1 pseudogene is annotated in these 540 nt (G+C 66.9%); it reads right to left on the bottom strand.

The features are described from left to right. Positions 1-540: pseudogene (locus tag Q7C21_RS22810) on the bottom strand (hypothetical protein); the annotation flags it as partial.

The raw sequence follows: 540 nt of genomic DNA on the forward strand, positions 1-540 counted from the left end.
CGATCAGGGTCTTGGTCAGCGGCAGCTTGACCCCGAACAGCGGCAGGATCAGCGCCAGGAAGATCCCGGTGAAGAAGGTGTTGAGCAGGGAGATCTTGATCTGGGCGAAGACGATGTTGCGAAACGCCTGGACCAGCAGGTGCAGGCGGTCGAACAGCGCCGCTGCCAGGGGCTTGCGCTTGGTCAGGTCGGGGATGCGCTGCAGGGCGATGATCGCCCCCAGGACCATGCCGATCAGCAGGGTCACGAACATGTGCGCCGCGTCCTTGCCCACCAGCTGCAACTCGCTCAAGTGCTTGCTGGCCCAGGCGCCGATGGCCGCCTGGAACTCCGCGGCGCTGGCCGGCAGGTAGGCGTCGAGGAACGGCGGCAACTGGCCGCGGGCCTTGTCCACCACCACCATGAACTTGCCCAGCGAAGCCCCGGGATTCTCCGCTTCATGCAAGAGGAAGCTGATGGCTCCGGCGAACAGCAGGGTCAGCAGACTGACCACCAGGGTGCCCAGCAGGGCCACCGCCAGCCAGCGCGCGCGCCGGCCCT

The sequence above is a fragment of the Pantoea sp. ANP04 genome, assembly GCF_041982285.1.
Taxonomy (GTDB): Bacteria; Pseudomonadota; Gammaproteobacteria; order Enterobacterales; family Enterobacteriaceae; genus Pantoea; species Pantoea eucalypti.